At 67.1% G+C, this 22,276-nt stretch carries 18 protein-coding genes; 10 read left to right on the top strand and 8 right to left on the bottom strand.

Annotated features, from left to right (window positions below; all coding sequences use genetic code 11):
- Positions 1-251: 251 nt before the first annotated feature.
- Together CRT60_RS25955 and ligA are read right to left on the bottom strand one after the other, a co-directional pair.
- Positions 252-671, bottom strand: coding sequence for a bacteriohemerythrin (locus CRT60_RS25955; protein WP_098739414.1), 420 nt, complete (start codon positions 669-671; stop codon positions 252-254).
- A gap of 213 nt (positions 672-884) precedes the next feature.
- A complete protein-coding gene (gene ligA / locus CRT60_RS25950) occupies positions 885-3,251 on the bottom strand; it encodes an NAD-dependent DNA ligase LigA (RefSeq protein ID WP_098739413.1) in 2,367 nt (788 codons plus the stop codon).
- Positions 3,252-3,426: 175 nt separating this feature from the next.
- Between ligA and CRT60_RS25945 the strand changes: the two genes are divergently transcribed.
- Entirely contained in the window at positions 3,427-3,963 is a 537-nt protein-coding gene (locus CRT60_RS25945; protein WP_098739412.1) for a hypothetical protein, read from the top strand.
- Positions 3,964-3,993: 30 nt separating this feature from the next.
- Here CRT60_RS25945 and guaB read toward each other — a convergent pair whose 3' ends face one another.
- The 4 genes from guaB to CRT60_RS25925 form a co-directional block, all read right to left on the bottom strand.
- Positions 3,994-5,472 (bottom strand): IMP dehydrogenase, encoded by a 1,479-nt coding sequence (guaB, locus tag CRT60_RS25940; RefSeq protein ID WP_098739411.1) that lies wholly within the window; start codon positions 5,470-5,472, stop codon positions 3,994-3,996.
- Between the two features lie 104 nt (positions 5,473-5,576).
- A complete protein-coding gene (locus CRT60_RS25935) occupies positions 5,577-6,287 on the bottom strand; it encodes an RlmE family RNA methyltransferase (RefSeq protein WP_098739410.1) in 711 nt (236 codons plus the stop codon).
- Between the two features lie 83 nt (positions 6,288-6,370).
- Positions 6,371-7,393 (bottom strand): Ppx/GppA phosphatase family protein, encoded by a 1,023-nt coding sequence (locus tag CRT60_RS25930; protein WP_098739409.1) that lies wholly within the window; start codon positions 7,391-7,393, stop codon positions 6,371-6,373.
- Between the two features lie 113 nt (positions 7,394-7,506).
- Positions 7,507-8,730 (bottom strand): ABC transporter substrate-binding protein, encoded by a 1,224-nt coding sequence (locus CRT60_RS25925; RefSeq protein WP_098739408.1) that lies wholly within the window; start codon positions 8,728-8,730, stop codon positions 7,507-7,509.
- A 586-nt stretch (positions 8,731-9,316) separates the two neighbouring features.
- Between CRT60_RS25925 and CRT60_RS25920 the strand changes: the two genes are divergently transcribed.
- From CRT60_RS25920 to CRT60_RS25885, 8 genes are all read left to right on the top strand, one after another.
- Complete coding sequence (locus CRT60_RS25920; protein WP_098739407.1) at positions 9,317-10,663, top strand: ABC1 kinase family protein; 1,347 nt, start codon at positions 9,317-9,319, stop codon at positions 10,661-10,663.
- A 251-nt stretch (positions 10,664-10,914) separates the two neighbouring features.
- Entirely contained in the window at positions 10,915-12,636 is a 1,722-nt protein-coding gene (locus tag CRT60_RS25915; RefSeq protein WP_161958123.1) for a methyl-accepting chemotaxis protein, read from the top strand.
- A 98-nt stretch (positions 12,637-12,734) separates the two neighbouring features.
- A complete protein-coding gene (queA, locus tag CRT60_RS25910; protein ID WP_098739405.1) occupies positions 12,735-13,763 on the top strand; it encodes a tRNA preQ1(34) S-adenosylmethionine ribosyltransferase-isomerase QueA in 1,029 nt (342 codons plus the stop codon).
- Entirely contained in the window at positions 13,760-15,055 is a 1,296-nt protein-coding gene (gene tgt / locus CRT60_RS25905) for a tRNA guanosine(34) transglycosylase Tgt (RefSeq protein ID WP_098739404.1), read from the top strand. The genes queA and tgt overlap by 4 nt, the downstream gene beginning before the upstream one ends.
- Complete coding sequence (gene queF / locus CRT60_RS25900) at positions 15,048-15,512, top strand: preQ(1) synthase (RefSeq protein ID WP_098739403.1); 465 nt, start codon at positions 15,048-15,050, stop codon at positions 15,510-15,512. Before tgt ends, queF begins: the two co-directional genes overlap by 8 nt.
- Positions 15,499-16,587 carry a tRNA epoxyqueuosine(34) reductase QueG gene (queG, locus tag CRT60_RS25895; RefSeq protein WP_098739402.1) on the top strand — a complete coding sequence of 363 codons (1,089 nt, stop codon included), beginning with the start codon at positions 15,499-15,501 and terminating at the stop codon, positions 16,585-16,587. Before queF ends, queG begins: the two co-directional genes overlap by 14 nt.
- 63 nt (positions 16,588-16,650) lie before the next feature.
- Positions 16,651-17,913, top strand: coding sequence for a GNAT family N-acetyltransferase (locus CRT60_RS25890; RefSeq protein ID WP_244592760.1), 1,263 nt, complete (start codon positions 16,651-16,653; stop codon positions 17,911-17,913).
- A 117-nt stretch (positions 17,914-18,030) separates the two neighbouring features.
- On the top strand, positions 18,031-20,436 hold the full coding sequence (locus CRT60_RS25885; RefSeq protein WP_098739401.1) for a methyl-accepting chemotaxis protein: 2,406 nt from the start codon (positions 18,031-18,033) through the stop codon (positions 20,434-20,436).
- Between the two features lie 63 nt (positions 20,437-20,499).
- Here the strand turns inward: CRT60_RS25885 and CRT60_RS25880 are convergent, their stop codons facing one another.
- Together CRT60_RS25880 and CRT60_RS25870 are read right to left on the bottom strand one after the other, a co-directional pair.
- Positions 20,500-20,979: a CYTH domain-containing protein gene (locus tag CRT60_RS25880; protein WP_098739400.1), complete on the bottom strand. Its 480-nt coding sequence runs from the start codon at positions 20,977-20,979 to the stop codon at positions 20,500-20,502.
- A gap of 428 nt (positions 20,980-21,407) precedes the next feature.
- The gene (locus tag CRT60_RS25870) at positions 21,408-21,563 is read right to left on the bottom strand and encodes a DUF3309 family protein (RefSeq protein ID WP_042694949.1); all 156 of its coding nucleotides are present in this window, start codon (positions 21,561-21,563) and stop codon (positions 21,408-21,410) included.
- A gap of 326 nt (positions 21,564-21,889) precedes the next feature.
- On the opposite strand from CRT60_RS25870, the gene CRT60_RS25865 reads away from it, so the two are divergent.
- The gene (locus CRT60_RS25865; protein ID WP_098739398.1) at positions 21,890-22,267 is read left to right on the top strand and encodes a hypothetical protein; all 378 of its coding nucleotides are present in this window, start codon (positions 21,890-21,892) and stop codon (positions 22,265-22,267) included.
- Positions 22,268-22,276 lie beyond the last annotated feature (9 nt).

Below are 22,276 nucleotides of genomic sequence, written 5' to 3'. Positions count from 1 at the left end.
CGGGATGGTCGTTTTCGAGAAGTCTGCCCTGCCCTCCCCCACCGGGGAGGGCTTTTTCTTTGGCGCACTCCCCTCCCCTACTGCCGCAATCCACGCAAAGGAAAAGCGCCCTCCCCTCTCGGAGCGGGCGCTTTGCGCAATTTGGTGGAATTTCCCGATTTCCGATTTATTTCAGTATTTTAGATAATTTTCTTAATGCGAAATCTGCGCGGGTGCCGAGAGCCCCCCTCTCGCGACAGCAAAGGCGCTCCCTACCCCGCCGCCGCCATCTCCGCCCCAGTACCGGCATATTCGCCGAAGCGGGTGTCTTCCTTCAGGATGTGCTTGCCCAGCCAGTCGGAGCAGAACAGGAACACCTCTTCGCCGCTGATCCGGCTGCCACCCGCGCGGAATTCATCGCGGTAGCTTTCGACCTGCCGGGTCAGCCGGTCGTGCAGGGCCTTGTGGGCGGCGAAGGTCGGATAGTTCAACTGCTCCATCTGTGCCTCCTCCTCCGCGAAGTGATGGCGGGTGTAGGCGATCAGCTCGTCCAGGATGGCTTCGATCAGGGCCGGGTCCTGGCGGTTCGTGTCGTCATACAGCTTGTTGACGATGGCGATCAGGACGCGGTGATCCTCGTCCAGTGCGTCGTTGCCCACGCTCATCCAGCGCGACCACTGAATTGGCTCCATGGCGTTTCCTTCATCCCCTTCGTTGGCTGCCGGACAGGCGGGTGCGGGCGTTGACCGCCCGTCGGCGCCGTACCGTTTTCCGGGCGGTCCAGCTGTCCGGCATCGTTGCGCTTCTGACTATAAGCGTTTTCTGATCTCACTCCCCCAATCCCCGTCCGTCAATCCGGTCGAACGGGGATGCGACATTTTGGCGAAGGCCGGATGTAGCGCCGGTCAGCCGCCGATCCGGGCAAGCCACTCGTCCTCGGTCAGGATCTCGACGCCCAGCTCCTTGGCCTTGGCCGCCTTGCTGCCGGCGTCCGCCCCGGCGACCAGATAGTCGGTCTTGCCGGACACGGAGCCCGCCACCTTGGCGCCGAGCGATTCGGCGCGGGCCTTCGCCTCCGACCGGGTCATCCGCTCCAGCGTTCCGGTGAAGACCACCGTCTTGCCGGCGATGGGGGAGTTGCTGGCCTTCGGCAGTTCGGCCTCCAGCACGGTCAGCCGCTCCATCAGGCCGCGGACGATGACGAGGTTGCGCTCCTCCGCGAAGAAGCCGGCCAGTTCCTCGGCCGCCACCTCACCGACATCGGGGGTCGCGACCAGATCGAGCCACGCCTGACCCGGCGCCTGCGCCACCGCACGTTCCATCGCCGCCCGCCAGTCGGACAGGGTGCCATAGCGGGTCGCCAGCGCCTGGGCGGCGCGGGTGTTCAGCCGCTTGATGCCGAGCGAACCGATGATGGTCTCCAGCCGCAGCGCATCGTTGCCGGCATAGAAGTCGAGCTTGGACGCGCTCTCGGGATCGGCGAACCAGACGAGAATGGTGTCGGCGGTGACCGGACCGACTCCGCTCAAAGCGTGAAGGTCCCGCCATTCCTGGCCGGGCATCGCCTGCTCCGCCGCCAGCATACCGTCGACCCAACCCGGCATGGTCTTGTAATGGCGGGCCAGCGACTTGGCCGTCACCTCGCCGACATGGCGGATGCCGAGCGCGTAGATCACCCGGTGCAGGTCGATGCCGCTGCGTCGCTGCTGGATGGCCTTGAACAGGTTCTGGACCGACTTCTCCTTCCAGCCCGGCCGGCCGGTCAGCTCGACGCGGCCTTCAAGGGTGAAGATGTCGACCGGCGACTTGATGAAGCCCTCGTCCCAGAATTCCTCGATGATCTTCTCGCCCAGCCCTTCGATGTCGAAGGCATCGCGGGAAACGAAATGGCGCAGCCGCTCCTTCGCCTGGGCGGCGCAGATCAGCCCGCCGGTGCAGCGCCGCACCACCTCGCCCGCCTCGCGGATGGCGAGGCTGCCGCAGACCGGGCAGGTCTCCGGCGCCACATAGGGGCTCGAGTCGGCCGGGCGCTGCGACAGCACCACCTCCACCACCTGCGGAATGACGTCGCCGGCGCGCTGAACCACCACGAGATCGCCGACGCGGATGTCCTTGCGGGCGATCTCGTCCTCATTGTGCAGGGTGGCACGGCTGACGACGACGCCGCCGACGGTGATGTCATCCAACTCCGCCACCGGGGTCAGGGCACCGGTGCGGCCGACCTGGATGGTGATGTCCTTCAGCCGGGTCTGCGCCTGTTCGGCCGGGAACTTGTGGGCAATGGCCCAGCGCGGCGCCCGACTGACGAAGCCCAGACGCTGCTGTAGCTCCAGACTGTCGACCTTGTAGACGACGCCGTCGATGTCGAAGGGCAAACCGGCGCGACGCCGACCGATGCCCTCATAGTAGGCCAGCAGCTTGTCCTTGCCGTCGCACAGCTCGGCCGGGCGGTTCAACTGGAAGCCCCAGCCCTTCAGCCGCTCGCGGATGCCCCACTGGGTCTCGGCAATCGGCTCCGACACCTCGCCCAGCGCATAGCCGAAGAAGCAGAGCGGCCGGGACGCGGTGATGGAGGGATCGAGCTGGCGCAGGCTGCCGGCCGCCGCATTGCGCGGGTTGGCGAACAGCTGCTCGCCCTTTTCCGTACGGGCGGCATTCATCGCCAGGAAATCGTCGCGGCTCATATAGACCTCACCGCGGACCTCCAGCACCTCGGGGAAAGGCGCCGGCAAGCGGTGCGGCACGTCGCGGATGGTGCGGACGTTGGCGGTGACGTTCTCGCCCTCCGCGCCGTCGCCGCGGGTGGCGGCCAGCACCAGTTCGCCGCGCTCGTAGCGGAGCGAGCAGGACAGGCCGTCGATCTTCGGTTCGGCGACGAAGGTCAGCGGGGCGTCGTCGGACAGGCCGAGGAAGCGGCGGACGCGGGCATCGAACTCCGCCACATCCTCGGGTGCGAAGGCATTGCCCAGCGACAGCATCGGGATGGCGTGACGGACCTTGCCAAAGCCGGCGGCCGGGGCGGCGCCGACGCGCAGGCTGGGCGAATCGGCCCGGCGCAGCTCGGGGTACCGGGCCTCGATGGCGAAATTTCGGCGGACCAGCCCATCATAATCGGCGTCGGAGAGTTCGGGCCGGTCCTGCTGGTGATAGAGCCGGTCATGGTGGGCGATCTCGGCGGCCAGCGCCGCCAGTTCCGCCGCCGCCAGGTCCGGCGTCAGGGCATCGACGGCGATGCTGCGGGGATTGGGCGGCGTGTCGAACAGGTCCTGCATGGCGCGTCTCGTGACGAATCGGGGTCTTCCGGAGAAGGGCCGCGCAGGATAGCGCCTGGGAACCGGTTTCGGGAGTCTGTCGGGGGGCGGACCTCACCAGGGCGACCTCATCGGGGCGACGCCCGGCGTAAGTCCCTATATACTATGGGCACACCCTTCGGAGTCCCTTGGCCTGATGAGCAAAGCCACTGCACCGGACCTGCGCATCGACGACCGCATGATCGTCGCCGCCGCGCTGGACCGCATCCTCTACGACGACCCCGACCATTTCGCGGCGGACGACGCGCGTGCGGTGCGCCGGCTGATCCCGCACAGCCGCTCGGCCTGGCTGCGGCTGGGGTTCCGCGCCGAACGGCAAGGTCCGTCGATGAAGGGCGAGGCCGCCGGGATCGGCGACGTGCGGATGGAAGGCGACAAGAAGGTGGTCGAAGGCAGCGTCGGCGAAGCGGCGACTTGGCGCTGCGGCCAGTACAAGATCACCAACCACGGCAGCGACCTGGAAATCTGGCAGGTGATGAGCGACGAATACGCGCCCGAGCCGAAAGGCGCCCGGCTGGAGTTCGACGACCGGGGCGAACCGGAACGGCTGACCTTTTTCCAGCCGCGGGACATCGAACTGCGGATCCCCTTCACCAGCCTCGCGGTCGGCGTGCGGCTGGGTGGGTGGCAGCCCTGGAAGATGGTGGCGGAGGGGAGCGTCGCCGCCGGGTGACTGCCGGCGGCAACGCTCCCGAAGTCATCGTCAGCCCTGCCGGTAGTTCGGCGACTCGTTGGTGATGGTGATGTCGTGGACGTGGCTTTCGCGCAGGCCCGCATTGGTGATGCGGACGAACTGGCACTTCTCGCGCATCTCGGCGATGGAGGCGCTGCCGGTATAGCCCATGGCCGCGCGCAGGCCGCCGACCAGCTGGTGGATGACCGCCGACACCGGGCCCTTGTAGGGGACGCGGCCCTCGACGCCTTCCGGCACCAGCTTCATGGTCGAAACCTCCTGCTGGAAGTAACGGTCCGCCGAACCGCGCGCCATGGCGCCGACCGAGCCCATGCCGCGATAGCTCTTGTAGGAGCGGCCCTGGAACAGGATGACCTCGCCCGGGCTTTCATCGGTGCCGGCGAACAGGCTGCCCAGCATGGCGACGCTGGCGCCGCCTGCAATCGCCTTGGCCAGATCGCCCGAATACTTGATGCCGCCGTCGGCGATCACCGGAATGCCGTGCTTCTCGCACTCCTCCACCACATCCATGACCGCGGTCAGCTGCGGCACGCCGACGCCGGCGATGATGCGGGTGGTGCAGATGGAGCCAGGACCGATGCCGACCTTGACGGCATCCACACCGGCGTCGATCAGCGCCTTGGCCGCTTCGGCGGTGGCGACGTTGCCGGCGATGACCTGGGTGTAGCTGGACAGGGCGCGGGCGGCGCGGACCTGATCGAGCACCTTCAGCGAATGGCCGTGAGCGGTATCGACCACCAGCACGTCGACGCCGGCGTCGAACAGGGCCTCCGCACGGGCCAGACCGTCGCTGCCGGTGCCGGTGGCGGCGGCGACGCGCAGCCGGCCCTTGCTGTCCTTGCAGGCATTCGGATAGGCCTGCGCCTTCTCGATGTCCTTGACGGTGAGGAGGCCGATGCAGCGGTAATCCTCGTCCACCACCAGCAGCTTCTCGATGCGGTGCTGGTGGAGCAGGCGCTTGCCTTCCTCCTGGCTGACGCCCTCGCGGACGGTCACCAGATCCTTGGTCATCAGTTCGCTGACCGGCTGCTTGGGATCGGTGGCGAAGCGGACGTCGCGGTTGGTCAGCATGCCGACCAGCTTGCCGCTGCCGAGCTGATCACGGCTCTCGACCACCGGGATGCCGGAGATCTTGTGGTAGGACATCAGCTCCAGCGCGTCGGCCAGCGTCGCGTTCGGCGTGATGGTGATCGGGTTCACGACCATGCCCGATTCGAAGCGCTTGACCTTGCGGACCTCTTCGGCCTGCTGCTCGATGGTCAGGTTGCGATGGACGACGCCGATGCCGCCGGCCTGGGCCATGGCGATGGCGAGACGGCTCTCGGTCACCGTGTCCATCGCCGAGGACATCAGGGGGATGCCCAGCTCGATGGTCTTCGTCAATCTTGTCCGGGTGTCCACGTCGTTCGGCAGCACCGAGCTTTCGGCCGGAACCAGCAGGACGTCGTCGAAGGTCAGGGCTTCGCGGATTTTGGTGTCGCGCGCCATGTGTCTAATCTCCCGGAAGATAAACGTGGCGCACTTATACACAAGACCATGGGCTTGTGAACCCGTGCGCACACAGCATCTGTTATGCAAGTGCGAAAAACGGCCTATTCGTCGTTCACGTTGCCGCCACGGAAGCCGGTGGCGACGACATAGGTCTCCGACGATTCCGCGCGGCTGGCCGGCGGCTTGGCATGTTTGACGACGGCAAAGTCGCGCCGCAGCCGGTCGAGCAGGGAGCGCTCGGCCCCGCCCTGGAACAGCTTGGCGACGAAGGCGCCGCCGGGGGCCAGCACCTCCTCCGCGAAATCATAGGCAGCCTCGGCGAGACCCATGATGCGCAGATGGTCGGTCTGCTGGTGGCCGGTGGTGGGGGCGGCCATGTCGCTCAGCACCAGATCGGCCGGGCCGCCCAGCGCGTCCTTCAACTTCTCGGCGGCTCCCTCTTCCAGGAAGTCGGCCTGCATGGTGGTGGCGCCGGGGACGGGGTCCATCGGCAGGATGTCCAGCCCGACGACCTTCCAACCGTCCTTGGCGGCCTGCACCCTCTCCACCGCGATCTGGGTCCAGCCGCCGGGGGCGGCGCCGAGATCGACCACGCGCTTGCCGGGGGCGAGCAGGCGGAACTTCTCGTCCAGCTGCAACAGCTTGAACGCCGCGCGCGAGCGGTAGCCGCGCTTGGTCGCCTCGGCCACATAGGGGTCGTTCAGGTGGCGCTCCAGCCAGCGCTTGGAGGATTCCGTGCGCTTGCCGGCGGTCTTCACACGGACCGTGGCACGGCGTCCGCCCGGACGCGTCGACGGAGTCTTTTCGGTCATGATCGCTGCTGTTCCTCGGTCATCCGGCGCAGGCGGGAATCCTTCCCCACCTGCCCGATCGTACATCCGGTGTCGTTACCGGTTCATTCGCCGGCGGCCCCGATCAGGTCCACCAGAATTCCTTCGCGCAAGCCGCGGTCGGCGATGCGCAGCCGTTCCACCGGCCAGACGTCGCACAGCGCATCCAGAACGGCGCAGCCGGCGACCACCAGATCGGCACGGTCCTGGCCGATGCAGGGATGGCGGGCGCGGCCGTCGAAATCCTGCGCGACCAGATGGTCGATCACCGCGCGGGCGTGGTCCACCCGCAGATAGCTGCCGTCCACCGCCCGGCGGTCGTAACGGCACAGTCCCAGATGCACACCGGCCAGCGTCGTCACCGTGCCCGAAGTGCCGAGCATCTGCACCTTGCCGGCGGCGACGCGGCTCTGGATGCGGTTGCGCGCCTCGAACGGGGCGATGGCGTCGGCGACCGCCTCCACCATCTGGATATAATTGGCGCGGGTGACGTTGGGGCCGCCATATTCCTCGGTCAGGCCGATGACGCCGCAGCGGATGGAGGTCTGGTCGAGCAGGCGCGGCGCCCTGCCCTTTTCCACCTGCAACCACATCAGTTCGGTAGAGCCGCCGCCGATGTCGAAGACGATGGCATAGGGATGGGTCGGCTCCAGCAGGGCGGCACAGCCGGCCAGCGCCAGCCGTCCCTCCTCCTGGCTGGAGATGATTTCCAGGGGAATGCCGGTCTCACGCTCCACCGTCTCGACGAAGGCGGCGGTGTTGCTGGCGCGGCGGCAGGCTTCGGTCCCGACGGCGCGGACGGCGGTGCAGCCGCGGCGCTCGATCTTGGAGCCGCAAACGCGCAGAGCCGCGATGGTGCGTTCCATCGCGGGCTCCGACAGATGATCGTTGCGGCTCAGCCCCTCGCCCAGGCGGACGATGCGGGAAAAGGCGTCGATGACGCGGAAGCCGCCCGGCGCAGACTTGGCGATCAGCAGGCGGCAATTATTGGTGCCGAGGTCCAGCGCGGCGAAGACCGGGCGCACCAGCGCCGACGAACGCAACCGTCCGGTCTCGTTCTGCCGCTCGCTTTGCACCTGTAGATCCACGTACCGTCCCCGCAGCACCTAAAGAGCGGAGTGTAACCCGGATCGCAGTCCGGCGGGAACCCCTCTCGACTCGGATTCCGCCGGCGGCGACCCGCAGGTCACCTCTGCGCCAGTCACTGGGCTTTCACGAAGGGACAGCTGCTGGTTTCGATCGGGAGGAAGGCTTCCGCCGCCGGAATGCTGCGGACCTGCTTGTAATAGTCCCAGGGCGCCTTGCTCTCCGCCGGGCTCTTCACCTGGTACAGATCAAGATCGTACAGCACGCGGCCGTCCTTGCGGATGCTGCCGGGGGTGCCGAAATAATCGGTCGGCATCGCCTTCATCGCGGCGGTGACCGCCTCGGACTCGGTGGTGCCCGCCGCCTTCACACCCTTCAGCCAGTGCAGGGTGGCGAGATAGGTGTTGGCCTGCTCCTTGGTCGGCATCTTGCCGTGGCGCTCGAAGAAGCGCTTGGACCATGCCCGGGTCCGGTCGTTGCGGTCCCAATAGAAGCCGCTGGTGACATAGAGACCCTTGGCGAGGTCGAGACCGAGCGAGTGGATGTCGGTGATGAAGACGATATAGCCGACCAGCCGCTGGCCGGACTCGGTCAGGCCGAACTCACCGGCCTGCTTGATGGTGCCGATGGTTTCCGCCCCCACATTGGCGAGCGCCACCACCTTGGCGCCGCTGCCCTGGGCGCTCAGCAGGTAGGATCCGAAATCGCTGGTGCCCATCGGGTGGCGCACGCCGCCGACCACGGTGCCGCCGGCCTGTTTGATCGCGTCGGTCGCCGCCTTCTCCATCGCCGTGCCGAAAGCGAAGTCGGCGGTGATGAAGTACCAGCTGGTGCCGCCCGACTGCACGACCGCCTTGGTGGTGCCGACCGCCAGCGACGCGGTGTCGTCGGCCCAATGGATGCTGTAGGGCGAGCATTGGGAGTTGGTCAGCTCGGTCGTCGTCGCGGCGCTGATCATCAGCACCTTCTTCTTCTCGCGCGCGACCGCCTGCACCGCCAGCGCGACCGAGGAGACCGGAATGTCGGTCACCATGTCGACACCGTCGATGTCGAACCAGCTGCGGACGATGTTGGAGGCCACGTCCGGCTTGTTCTGCATGTCAGCCGACAGCACCTCGACCGGCCGGCCGAGCACAGTGCCGCCGAAATCCTCCACCGCCATGCGGGTGGCGAGCACGGCGCCCTTGCCGCCGATGTCGGACGCGAACCCAGCCTCGTCCGCCAGCACGCCGATTCGCACCGGCTTGGCGGTCTGGGCTTGAGCCGACACTGCGGCAGCGGACAACGCCGCCGTCGCGAGCAGCGCCGCCAGCGCGAAAGGCTTCAGCAACCGACCCATGCGATCCTCCCCATCCTCTTTTCGTGTGACGGGTGCGCACGCCGACCTGCGGCGTCCTGCCGCACCGTTCGGTTCCGTGGATAGCGGGATTTGATTTCATATGCAAACAGTATCGTTTGAAACGTATTGCCGGAGGCTTTGTCCTTTCCAGGCTGGGGATAAGGGTAACGCTCCGGGCAAAACAAAAGCCCTCGCTCCGATGTGAAGCGAGGGCTTTCGCAGCGGGCATCTACGGCCCGGATGAAGTCGCCAATCAGGCGAAAGAATTCGGAACTGAAACCTCAGTCATATCGGCCGAACAGATCGGCATAATCAGGTAAGCGCCGGTGGAGTCATGATCTTACTCACCCTCCCTGGTATCGGTCTCTACTGTTCCGCTCAAGCTAACCGCTTGGGCGGTAAGGCGTTTCCGATGTTCGCTCACTTCACCTCGGTGTTGATTACTGTAAGACGAAGCCTGCGCTCCTTTCACAGAGCTGTCAAGAAAATCGCATGCTGCGCCGCAGCACCTTTCGGAGGCAGTCCATCGGCGGTCTCCGAACGGGCGGGGCTGGCCTTTTGCCGGAGGCGAACCCACCTTGTGGGCATGCCGGAACACGATGAGAACACATGGGGCGGACGGGTCGCGCGGTATGCGCGGGTCGGCACCGCCGTTGGCGGGCTGGCCGCGCGGTTGGCGGGTGAGCGCGTGCTGGGAATCCGCGTGGAGCGGGAGCGCCACGCGGCGGAACTGCGGGCCGCACTCGGCGGGCTGAAAGGGCCGCTGATGAAGGTGGCGCAGATCCTCTCGACCATCCCCGATGCCCTGCCGAAGGAATACACCCAGGAACTGGCGCAGTTGCAGGCCGACGCACCGTCGATGGGCTGGCCCTTCGTCAAGCGGCGGATGGCGAGCGAGCTTGGCCCCAGCTGGCAATCGCGATTCCAGAGCTTCGAGCACACCGCCGCCGCCGCCGCCTCGCTTGGTCAGGTCCATAAGGCCATCGGGCCGGACGGGCGGGAGCTTGCCTGCAAGCTGCAATATCCCGACATGGCCTCGGCCGTCGAGGCGGACCTGCGGCAGCTCGGCCTGATCTTCGCGATCTTCGAGCGCACCGACAGCGCCATCTCCACCCGCCAGATCCAGAAGGAGATCGGCGCCCGCCTGCGCGAGGAGCTGGATTACGAGCGCGAGGCGAAACACACCCGCCTTTACCAGTCCATTCTGGCCGGCACGCCCGGCGTCCATGTGCCGGACGTGGTGCCGGAGCTGTCGAGCAAGCGGCTGCTGACCATGGGATGGGTGCATGGCCGCAAGATCCTGGACTTCGTCGCCGAACATCCCGAGGCGCGCGACGAGCTGGCGATGAACATGTTCCGGGCCTGGTACGTGCCCTTCTACAATTACGGCGTCATCCACGGCGACCCGCATCTGGGCAACTACACGGTCCGGCCCGACCGCTCGATCAACCTGCTCGATTTCGGCTGCATCCGCGTCTTCAAGCCCAGCTTCGTCAAGGGCGTGATCGACCTCTACAACGCGCTGCGCACCGACAACCGCGAGCAGGCGGTGGAGGCCTACCGCACCTGGGGCTTCGTCAACCCGTCGAACGAGCTGGTCGACGTGCTGAACATCTGGGCGCGCTTCGTCTATGCCCCGATCATGGAGGACCGCCAGCGCAAGATCGAGGAGACCAACGGCGGCCATTACGGCCGCGAGACGGCGGGCAAGGTCCATGCCGAACTGCGCCGCGTCGGCGGCGTGGAAATCCCGCGGGAGTTCGTCTTCATGGACCGCGCCGCGGTTGGGCTGGGCTCGGTCTTCCTGCATCTGAAGGCGGAGCTGAACTGGTACCAGATGTTCCAGGGGCTGATCCGCGACTTCGACGTGAATGCGCTGGCGGCGCGGCAGGCGGAAGGGCTGACGGCCCAAGGATTGCCCCCAGCGGACTGAGAATAAATCGCAATCGCTCCCGGCCGCTCGCTCAATGACCGACCAATCAATATAAAGACCAAATCATCGGGAAATCTTTCTGAACCCAGCCCGGATTTTTATGGCTTTTTGTTTGAACGCGAACGGAACCGCTCGACAGCATCGTTATTGATCACTTATTCAAAAACAGGATGCCTGACAGCGGGTCCGTCGACCCTCCGCTTCGTCCGGCCTGATCCGAATCAGCGGATTTGAGCGAGGGAAACATGGGAATGTCCATCAAGCGCAGACTGTCGATCGCAATGGCCCTGATTGCGGCCACCCTGCTGTTCTCGATGGCGGCGACCTGGATGACGGTAAGCGAGGAGCACGACTCGCTCAACACCATGGAAAGCTCGTCCGACCGCGTGACCGAAAACGGTCTGGAACTGGTCAAGTCAATCAAGGAAATCCAGATCCACGTCATTCAGGTTCAGCAATGGCTGACCGATGTGTCCGCCACCCGCGGGCTCGACGGGCTGGATGACGGTCCGGCCAAGGCGGCCGAGCATGCCGAAGGGTTCAGGGCCGAGATCGCGCGTGCCGCGGCACTCGCCTCCACGCTCGGCCTGACCGACATTCAGGAGGCGCTGCGCGAGACGGCAGGTGCATTCGCCCCTTATTACGACACCGGCAAGCGGATGGCCGAGGCGTTCATCGCCGACGGCCCGGCCGCCGGCAACCGTCTGATGGGCGAGTTCGACAAGACGGCGGAAGCCATCACCGACAGCCTGGAAGCGCTGGTCAGCAAGACCGATACGGCCACCGCCGCGGAGATCGCCAAGCTGAACCGGTCGATCGACACTGTGCGGGCCGATGTCGATTCGCTGAAGCTGGTGGTGATTGCCGGCGGCCTGATCGGGCTGGTCGCCTGTCTGAGCACCGCCATCATGATGACGCGCGGCGTCACCCGGCCGCTGTCCTCCATGACCGACGCGATGCATCGTCTGGCCGATGGCGATACCGCCGTGATCGTGCCGGCTGAAGGTCGCACGGACGAAATCGGAGCCATGGCATCGGCGCTCGTCGTCTTCAAAGGCAATGCCATCGAAAAACGCCGGCTGGAGGAGGAGCAGCGCAACGCCGGCCTGCGGGTCGAGGAAGAGCGCATCCAGGCAATGCGGCAGCTGGCCGACCGGCTGGAGCAGAGAATTGGCGGCATCCTGCGCACGGTCGCCGATGAGGCGCGGGTGCTGCACCAGGCGGCGAAGATGATGACCGACACGGCGGACCAGACCAATCTCCGGTCGGAAGCGGTCGCCGCAGCAACCCAGCAGACCTCCGCCAGCGTCGAGACGGTCGCCGCCGCGGCGGAGGAACTGTCGGCATCGGTCGGGGAGATCGGTCGCCAGGTCTCGCAATCGACGGGCATCGCCGAGGAGGCGGTGGAACGCGCACGGCATGCCAACGCCAAGGTCGATGGCTTGGCCGCCGCGGCCCGGCAAGTCGGCGACGTGGTCCAGCTGATCAACTCCATCGCCTCGCAGACCAACCTGCTGGCGCTGAATGCCACCATCGAAGCCGCGCGGGCGGGAGAGGCCGGCAAGGGATTCGCCGTGGTGGCGAGCGAGGTGAAGAATCTCGCCAACCAGACCGCCAAGGCGACGGAGGAGATTTCCGCCCAGATCACCGCCATCCAGGCCGCCACCGGCGAGGCCGTCTCCGACATCCAGGGCATCACGCGTGTCATCGAATCGATGAACGAGATCGCCACCGGCATTGCCGGAGCGGTGTCGCAGCAGGCCGCCGCCACCGGGGAGATCGCCCGCAACGCACAGCAGGCCTCCACCGGCACCCGCGACGTGAACCACAACATCACCGGCGTGTCGGCTGCCGCGGGGGAAACCGGCACCGCCGCCAAGAATGTGCTGAACGCCTCCACCACCCTGTCGCAGGAGGCGGTGGCGATGGAACGCCAGCTTGCCGAGTTCCTGTCGCAGCTGCGCGCGGCTTGAGAAGACTGCGGATCGGGACAGGACCGGTCCGGCAGGACTGTGTCCCGTTCCTGTCCCTTCACAACGGGGGCCGGTTCGGTCTATAGCTTGCGCCTCCCATGAAGACCGCCGATTTCGACTTCGACCTGCCGCCCGACCGGATCGCCGAGCATCCCGTCCGGCCGCGTGACGCCGCCCGCCTGCTGGAGGTGGGTTCCACCTTGCGCGACTTCATCGTGCGGGACCTGCCGACGCTGGTGCAGCCGGGCGACCTGATGGTCGTCAACGACACCCGCGTCATTCCGGCCCGGCTCGACGGCCGGCGCGGCGAGGTCGCGGTGGAGATCACGCTGCACAAGCGGCTGGGCGAGCGGGAATGGGCGACCTTCTCCAAGCCCGGCAAGCGGCTGAAGCCCGGCGACACCATCGTCATCGCCGATGACTTCAGCGCCGAGGTGATCGCCAAGGACGGCATGGAGGTGCGGCTGCGCTTCTCCGCCGGCGGGGCGGAGCTCATGGAGGCGCTGCACCGCCATGGCCGGATGCCGCTGCCGCCCTATATCCGCCGCAAGGCCGACGAGGGCGACAACGCCGATTACCAGACCGTCTTCGCCGCTCGCGAGGGCGCCGTCGCCGCCCCAACCGCCGGGCTGCACTTCACGCCCGAGCTGCTTGCGGCGCTGGACGAGCGCGGCGTGCGGCGGGCACCGGTGACGCTGCATGTCGGGGCCGGCACCTTCCTGCCGGTGAAGGTCGACGACATCGCCGACCACAAGATGCACAGCGAGTGGGGCGAGATCTCAGCCGAGACCGCCGCTGCGGTGAACGAGACGCGCAAGGCCGGCGGCCGGATCGTCTCGGTCGGCACCACGGCTCTGCGCATCCTGGAGACGGCGGGCCGGCCGGACGGGACGCTGGTCCCGTTCAGCGGCGATACCGACATCTTCATCACCCCCGGCTACCGCTTCCGCATCGTCGATCTCTTGTGGACCAACTTCCACCTGCCGAAATCGACCCTGTTCATGCTGGTCTGCGCCTTCGCCGGCTATGACCGCATGCGCGCGGCCTATCGGCACGCCATCGACACCGACTATCGCTTCTTCAGCTACGGCGACGCCTCGCTGCTGCACAGGACGGACCCAACATGACCGGCATCGGCTTTGACTTTCTGGCGACCGACGGGCGGGCGCGGCGCGGCCGCCTGACCACCGCCCACGGCACCATCGAGACGCCGGCCTTCATGCCGGTCGGCACCGCGGCGACGGTGAAGGCGATGACCACCGACGCGGTGGCCTCGACGGGTGCGGAAATCCTGCTGGGCAACACTTATCACCTGATGCTGCGCCCGACGGCGGAGCGGGTGGCCCAGTTGGGCGGCCTGCACCGCTTCATGAACTGGGACAAGCCGATCCTGACCGACAGCGGCGGCTTCCAGGTGATGAGCCTGTCCGACCTGCGCACCATGTCGGAGGAAGGCGTCACCTTCAAATCGCATCTGGACGGCAGCCGCCACCACCTGACGCCGGAGCGCTCGATCCAGATCCAGCATATGCTGGACAGCAACATCACCATGTGCCTGGACGAATGCACGCCCTTCCCGGCGACGGAAGCGCAGGCGGAGGCCTCCATGCGCCTGTCGATGCGCTGGGCGCGGCGCAGCAAGGATGCCTTCGTCGAGCGGCCCGGCTACGGCCTGTTCGGCATCGTCCAGGGCAGCGTCTATCCGGAGCAGCGGGCGGAGAGCGTCGCCGCCCTGACCGACATCGGCTTCGACGGCTACGCCATCGGCGGGCTGGCGGTCGGCGAAGGCCAGGAGACGATGTTCCGCGTGCTCGACTTCACCGAGCCGCTGATGGTCAAGGACCGCCCGCGCTACCTGATGGGTGTCGGCCGGCCGAGCGACCTGATCGGCGCGGTGCGGCGCGGCGTCGACATGTTCGACTGCGTGATGCCGACCCGCTCGGGCCGCACCGGACAGGCCTTCGTCCGGCGCGGCACCATCAACATCCGCAACGCCCGCCATGCCCATGACGAGCGGCCGCTCGATGCCGAGTGCGGCTGCCCGACTTGCCGAAGCTACAGCCGGGGCTATCTGCATCATCTGTTCAAGGCGGACGAGATGCTGGGGCCGATGCTGCTGACCTGGCACAACCTGCATTACTACCAGGACGTGATGCGGACGATGCGGCAGGCCATTGCGGACGGCACTTTCGAGGAGGTCGCCGGCGCCATGGAAGCCCGCATGAACGAGGGCGACATCGAGGCGACCGTGGACCCCATCGCCAAGCCCGGCAAGCCGCCGAAGCAGGGCCGCCCGCCGAAGGCGGGTAAAGACAGTGCTCCGCCGAAGGCGGGGGAAGACAGTGCTCCGCCGAAGGCGGACAAGGACAGCGCCCCGCCGGAAGCCGAGCGGGTGGCGGAGGAAAAGACCGATGAGTGAGAACATCTATGCCGGCCTGACCCAGCTCGGCGGCTCCACAATCCAGCCCAGGACGCCGGAAGAGGCGGTGCTGGAGCGGGTGCCGAACCCGAACCCGGGCACGCCCTATTGCGTGCGCTTCACCGCACCCGAGTTCACTTCGCTCTGCCCGATCACCGGCCAGCCGGACTTCGCCCATCTTGTCATCGACTATGTGCCCGGCGACTGGCTGGTCGAATCGAAGTCGCTGAAGCTGTTCCTGACCAGCTTCCGCAACCATGGCGCCTTCCACGAGGCCTGCACGGTCGGCATCGGCAAGCGGCTGGTGGACGAACTGTCGCCGGTCTGGCTGCGCATCGGCGGCTACTGGTATCCGCGCGGCGGCATTCCCATCGACGTGTTCTTCCAAACTGGCGAGCCGCCGAAGGGCGTCTGGATCCCGTCGCAGGACGTGCCGACCTACCGTGGCCGCGGCTAAGCCCGCGCCACTGTCTTCCGCCGGCCCGGCGCGGCTGCGGGACGCCATCCGCGACCGCGCGCTGGCGGCGGGGTTCGACGCGGTGGGCTTCGCCCCGGCGGCACTGGGGCCGGAGGCGCGCGAGCGTCTTGCCCAGTTCGTTGCCGAGGGCCGGCACGGTGACATGGGCTGGATGGCCGAGCGCAGCGACCAGCGCAGCCATCCGCAGTCGCTGTGGGACGAGGCGCGCACCGTCATCGCGCTGGGCACCAGCTACGCCCCGCACGACGACCCGCGCCGTCTGGCCGAGCATCCCGACCGCGGCATCGTCTCGGTCTATGCCCGCAACCGCGATTACCACGACCTGATCAAGGGCCGGTTGAAGACGCTGGCGCAATGGCTGGCGCACCAGACCAAGGCCGGCGTGAAGGTGTTCGTCGACACCGCCCCGGTGATGGAAAAGCCGCTGGCGGCGCAGGCCGGGCTGGGCTGGCAGGGCAAGCACACCAATCTGGTGTCGCGCGACCATGGCTCCTGGCTGTTCCTGGGCGAGATCTACACGACGCTCGACCTGCCGCCCGATCCGCCGGCCCGTGACCGCTGCGGCTCCTGCGACCGCTGTCAGGTCGCCTGCCCGACCGCCGCCTTCCCGGCGCCTTACCAGATCGACGCCCGGCGCTGCATCAGCTACCTGACCATCGAGCACAAGGGGCCGATTCCCGACGACCTCAAGCCGCTGATGGGCAACCGCATCTATGGCTGCGACGATTGTCTGGCCGCCTGCCCCTGGAACAAGTTCGCCCGCGCGACCCGCGAACCCGCCTTCCTGCCGCGGGCCGAACTGACCGCGCCGCGGCTGGCCGATCTGGCGCAACTGGACGATGCCGGCTTCCGGCAGGTGTTCAGCGGCTCCCCCATCAAGCGCATCGGCCGCGACCGCTTCGTCCGCAATGTCCTGATCGCCATCGGCAACAGCGGCGATCCGTCCCTGAGACCGGTGGCCGAGGCCCTGGCACAGGACGTCAGCGATGTGGTGCGCGAGGCGGCCGGGTGGGCAGCAGCGAGATTGAGCGGCGCGACGAGCCCGGACGCCTGAGCGGCATTGCCTCTACGCGCGTTCCTGTCCTCCGCTCACCCTGTTGCCAGCAACGCAGTTTCGTTGTCAGATGACCGGATCCGCATCCTTGCTGCACGAAGCCCGCGCCACGGCCCCCGCCGGCCGCTGAACGAGTGGAGGCCGGTCGTCACCCTCATCGCTCACCATCATGAGTACGGGCCGGCCCAGCCGGAGGAGCTGAGCACCGTCGCCCGGTTGGCGCGGCTCGGCTTCGGGCTGTCGCGTGACCTGTTCGACCGCTACGCCAGCCTGTTCGGCATGGACAGCATCCGCGTCCTGCGTGTTCCACGGTCCACCGGCACCGCATTGGCCGCCTGTGCCGCCTTTTGGACGATGAACCAGTGGTTCGGCGGCAGGCCGGTTCCGGTGCAGGCCATCGCCATGGTGGCGGTTGACCCGGCCCTGCGCGGCGCCGGCCATGGCAGTGCGCTGATGCAGTCCCTGCTGATCGAGGGGCGGCAGGCCGGGGCTGCGTTGGCGGTGCTCTGCCCGGCAACCCGTCCCTTCTACCATCGGCTCGGCTTTGGCCGCGGCGGCGTCACCTGCCGCTGGAGCGCACCGCCGTCGGCCTTCGCGCAGTCCGGGGCTGCCGCAAGCGACTTGCGGCCGGCGGATCCGCTTGACGCCGTGCCGTTGGCAATGCTTCGCCACCCCCTGCTGAAAGAGCAGAACGGCCTGCCGGAAAGGACCGAGGCGCTGTGGACTCTCGCCCTCTGCCCGGAGGGCGAGCCATCGGAGCTTTACCGCAACCAGGATGGCTACATCGCGGTGACGCCGCCCCAGGATCGGCGCCTCGACGTCGCCGATCTCTGCCTGCCCTCCGCAAGGTCGCTGAAACCGGCCATGACCATGCTGGCCGGTTTCAGGGCTCAAGTGGACCGGGTGACATGGCGCGGCGGTCCGGATGACCCACTGGCGCTGCTTGCCGGCGATGGCGTGGCGCTGGAATGCCGTGAGGAGTGGCTGGTCCGCCCCCTCGATATCGACAAGGCCCTGGAGGCGAGGGGTTACCCCGCCGACATACGAGAGTATGCTATTTTTGAGATAAATGACGGCTTAATTTTCGGCAATTGCGGGCGCCACCACCTTGAGGTTGTCAGTTCTGCTGGAAATATCTCGAAAACAGCGCAAGTCCTTGACCCGCCGGCTCGGATCGGCACCGCCGCTTTCGCCAGTCTGTTCACGGGGCACGCAAGCGCTCGCGCACTTTGGAGAACTGGTTTGCTTCATGGTGAAGAAAAGATGATCGACCGTTTGCACCGCGTATTTTGCGGCGCACCCAGCTGGATGCCCGACCGCTTCTGAAATAAGTGGGATTCCTGACTTGAATCAAACCGGACATAAAGCGTCCTGTGGTTCAATCGCTCCAATGATCGGGGAGAAGCATCGCCACTTGCGATGCCATCGGGGAGTCCATAATCCATGACGATCGGAACGCGGATCGCGCTTGGCTTTGCCGCCGTGCTGCTCCTGACGGTTGGCGTGGCGTTCGTCGGCTGGAACAGCCTGAGCACCTACGCCGAACGGGTCGGTCTGGAAGCCCATACCGCCGACCTCGACACGAGGCTGAAGTCGGTGCGGCTGGAGGAGGCGCGTTTTGTCACCGAACGCGACGCCAAGGCCGCGACCAACGTTCCGGGCATGCTGGACGCCCTCCAGGCCGAGGCGCAGCAGACGCGCGCCGCCCTGACCGACGGCGAAGGACGCCGGCTGCTGGACGAGGTGCTGTCCGGCATCGACGGCTACCGCGCCGCCTTCAACAATTTCGTCGCCCAGGACGGTGAGGCGCACGCGCGCACCGCCAGCATGGAAATGCGCGCCCGCGCCCTGCGCGAGATCGCCGAGAAGATCGGCACGCAGCAATCGGAGCGCTATGACCTGAATATGGCCAGCAAGCGCGACGCCGACACCGAGCTGCGCCACAGCATGGACACGGCGGAGCGGGCGAACCGCGTCATCGAACGGGTGCTGGAGGTCCGGCGCCAGCAGAGCGATCTGCGCCGCAACGCCGATCAGGCCCTGGCCAACCGCATCGTTGCGGCGCTGGACGAGCTGGTGCAGATCACCGACACCGTCGCCAAGGACCTCGTCGGCACCAATGACGAGGAATCCGCCGCCCGGATCGCCGGCGACGCCCGTGCCTACCACGACACCGTGCGCGCCCTGCACGGCAAGGGCGTCGCCGCGCTGACCGAGGTCGGTGTGGCCGCCGGGCTGGACGAGGCGGCCCGCGGCGTGCAGGAGCGCGCGATGGAGCTTCAGAAGAACCAGGCCATGGTGACCGAGGCGCTGACCGAAGCCTCGAAATACGCCCAGAGCGAGGTGAACGAGGCGGTCATGCTGCGCGGTCTGGCGATGCGGCTGGTGCAGGACGCCCAATCGGCGATGCTGGCCCAGCGCGATTTCCTGCTGACCGGCTCGGCGGACGCCAAAGTCGCGGCTGGCGCCGCTGTGAAGGAGATCCTGGCGATTGCCGGACAGGCCGGTGCCGTCCTGGTCGATCGGGAAGGGCGGGCCCTGATCGCCGCCATCACCGAGGCCGCCCGCGCTTTCGAGTCGGAATTCACTGCGCTGTCCTCCGCCGTCGCCAAGCAGCACGATGCGTCGGTGGCGATGGCCAAGGCATCGGCCGCGGTCAGCGGTCAGGTCGGACGGCTGGTCACCCTGCAGCGCGAGGATCGCGAGGCCGGCCGCGCCAGCGCCGGCATGGTGATCGCCATCGGTGCGGCGGTGGCGCTGCTGCTGGGCGCACTGATGGCCTGGATCATCGACCGCGCCATCACCCACCCGCTGCACGCCATGACCGGCGCCATGGGCCGGCTCGCCGAAGGCGACCTGAGCGTCGACATTCCCGGTGGCGACCGCAAGGACGAGCTGCGCAACATGGCCGCCGCCATGACCATCTTCAAGGACAACGCCCTGGAGATGCGGCGGATGGAGCGCGAGCGGGAGGAGATGCGCATCCAGATCGACGCCGACCGCCGCCGGACGATGAACGAATTCGCCAACGGCTTCGAACAGGCGGTATCGGGCGTGGTGACCTCGCTGACCGAATCGGCCGGCTCGCTGGGCCGCGATGCGCAGGAGATGTCGTCGGACGCGGCGCTGACCACCGCGAAATCCACCGCCGTCGCCACCGCCTCGCAGCAGGCGACCGCGAATGTGCAGACCGTCGCCGCGGCGGCGGAACAGCTGTCGGCCTCCATCGCCGAAATCTCGCGCCAGCTGAATGCCAGTTCCGCCACCGCGTCGGGGGCCGCAGACAAGGCGGTGCAGACCAACAGCATCGTCGAGGGTCTGTCGATGGCTGCCGAGCGCATCGGTCAGGTGGTCGGCCTGATCGGCGAGATCGCCGAGCAGACCAACCTCCTGGCGCTCAACGCCACCATCGAAGCGGCCCGCGCCGGCGAGGCAGGCAAGGGCTTTGCCGTGGTGGCGACCGAGGTTAAGAACCTCGCCGGCCAGACCGCCAAGGCGACCGAGGAGATTTCCGCCCAGGTCGCCGAGATGCAGACCGCCACCACCAGCGCAGTGGAGGCCATCCGCACCATCTCCGACGCGGTGACCGCGATCAGCGGCACGGTAACGGACATCGCGCTCGAAATGGAACAGCAGGGCAGCGCCACGCGCGAGATCGCCCAGAATGTCCAGCAGGCGGCAGAAGGCACCCAGCAGGTGATGCGCAACATCGCCGAGGTGACCACCGCCGCCACCAAGACCGGCGGCGCCGCCGATGCGGTTCTGGACGCCAGCCGCACCCTCGCGACCCAGGCCGACCGCCTGCGCGGCGAGGTTCAGGGATTCCTGAACAAGGTGCGGACGGCCTGACCCCCTGCCTGCCCCCCTCTGCGCTGGCTCATCGCCGCTCGGGTCGCGCCCACACGCGACCCTTCAAGCGGCGGCGGCGGACCAGCGCCGGATCGGCGCACGGGAAAGGGCGGAGTTGCCGTAGGCACGCAACGTGGTGACCTCCGCGCCGATCCAGTCCGGCAGCGGCACCGTCTGGTCCGGAGTCTCCAACTCGACCTCCGCAATGACGAGGCCGGAATTCTCGCCGTCAAAGACGTCGATCTCCCAGCACAGGCCGTCCTGGCAATGGCGGTAGCGGGTCTTTTCGATCACCCGGCCTTCGCAGCCGTGAAGAAGAAGCTGACGGGCGAAATCGAGATCCAGGGGGTGTTCCACCTCGTCCCGGCAAGCCCCGCGCTTCAGCGATTTGATGGTCAGGGTCGCCCGGTCCTCCGCGATGCGGACGCGGACCGTGCTGACGCCGTCGGACGGCAGGTATCCCTGGACCATTCGGACGCCATTCCGGCAGAGATGCCGGACATCCTTGCGGACGAGAAAGCGCCGCTCGATTTCCAGTGCCATGGCTAGGCCCTTCGGACGATCTCGTCGACGACCCTAGCCGAAAGTCCCCACCGGCTTCAACCTCGTTGCCCTGTTTGCAGCGCAACCGAGGCTGCATGCATCCGCATTATGCCGTGACGATCGGTCGCAACATCTTGGAGATCGATGCTATCGTCGGAGGATGAATGCCGATCTTACCGCCATGATTCCCTGGTCCGCGATCCCCTGGCTGATCCTGTTCGCCTTATACGGGCTGCCACTGCTGCATGTGGCCTTGTCGCGCCGGGGTGGCGGGTGGCGGCCGCCGGCCGGATCGCGCTGCCCGTTCGGACCGCGCGCCGGGTGGCTGGTGATGGTGCTGATGCTGGGGCCGGTCGGATGGCTGATGTTCGCGCTCCGCCGGCCCCGCCGCCCATCGGGCAGATAGCATCAGGCCGACAGGTTGCGGATCAGATCCGGCCCATCAGCAGCAGAACGATCAGGACGATCAGCAGCACGCCGAGGATGCCGCTGGGACCGTAGCCCCAGCCGCGGCTGTGCGGCCAGGCCGGAACGGCGCCGAGAAGCATCAGAATGAGGATGATGAGCAGAATCGTGCCGAGCATGGCCTTCTCCCTTATGATGGAGCATTTGTGACGGACAAGCGGAACCTCAACGGGATCCTCTGGACTTTGTTCCTGTCCGGCTCGAACGTGACGGTTCTCCACCACCAAGGGGGGATATCGCCCCACCGGCGCTCCCCGAACGCGACACTGCCGATCTTTCGGCGAGTTCGCCCCTGTTGACGGACGGCGCGTGGCCGCTTAGGCTCCTATCCCATGAACGTGCATCGCATCGACAGCATTCTGCGAATTAGCGGCCCGGTTCTCCTTTGAGAGCCGGGGATTTCGCTCGTCCAGTCCGCAGAACCGTCTGAAGGCCCGATCACGCCATGTCCAGCACCGTGAACACCAATTCCCTGAACGCCAATTCTTCGAATGCCGCCCCCGTGTCCGCTTCGGACGCGCGCGCCATCTCACCCGGCCGCCGGGTCCTCTTCTCCCTGGTCGCCGACGCCGATCCCGGCACCCTGCCCCGCGTTCTGGAATATGTCGCCAAGCGTGGATTGGTCCCGCTGGCCCTGCACAGCCGGCTGAGCGGCGACATGCTCGACATCGCCATGGAAATCGGCGATCTGCCCCAGGCGGAAACCGACCATGTCGGCCGTTGCCTGGGGCAAATCCCGATGGTGGCGCGCGTCACCGTGACCGAACTGGCTGCCGAAGTCGCTGCCGCCGAGCGTTTCGCGGAATTGGTCGCGGCGGAATAAGAAAAGGGG

This window comes from Azospirillum palustre (genome assembly GCF_002573965.1).
Classification (GTDB): Bacteria; Pseudomonadota; Alphaproteobacteria; order Azospirillales; family Azospirillaceae; genus Azospirillum; species Azospirillum palustre.
This window is presented reverse-complemented; position numbering and strand designations above follow the sequence as displayed.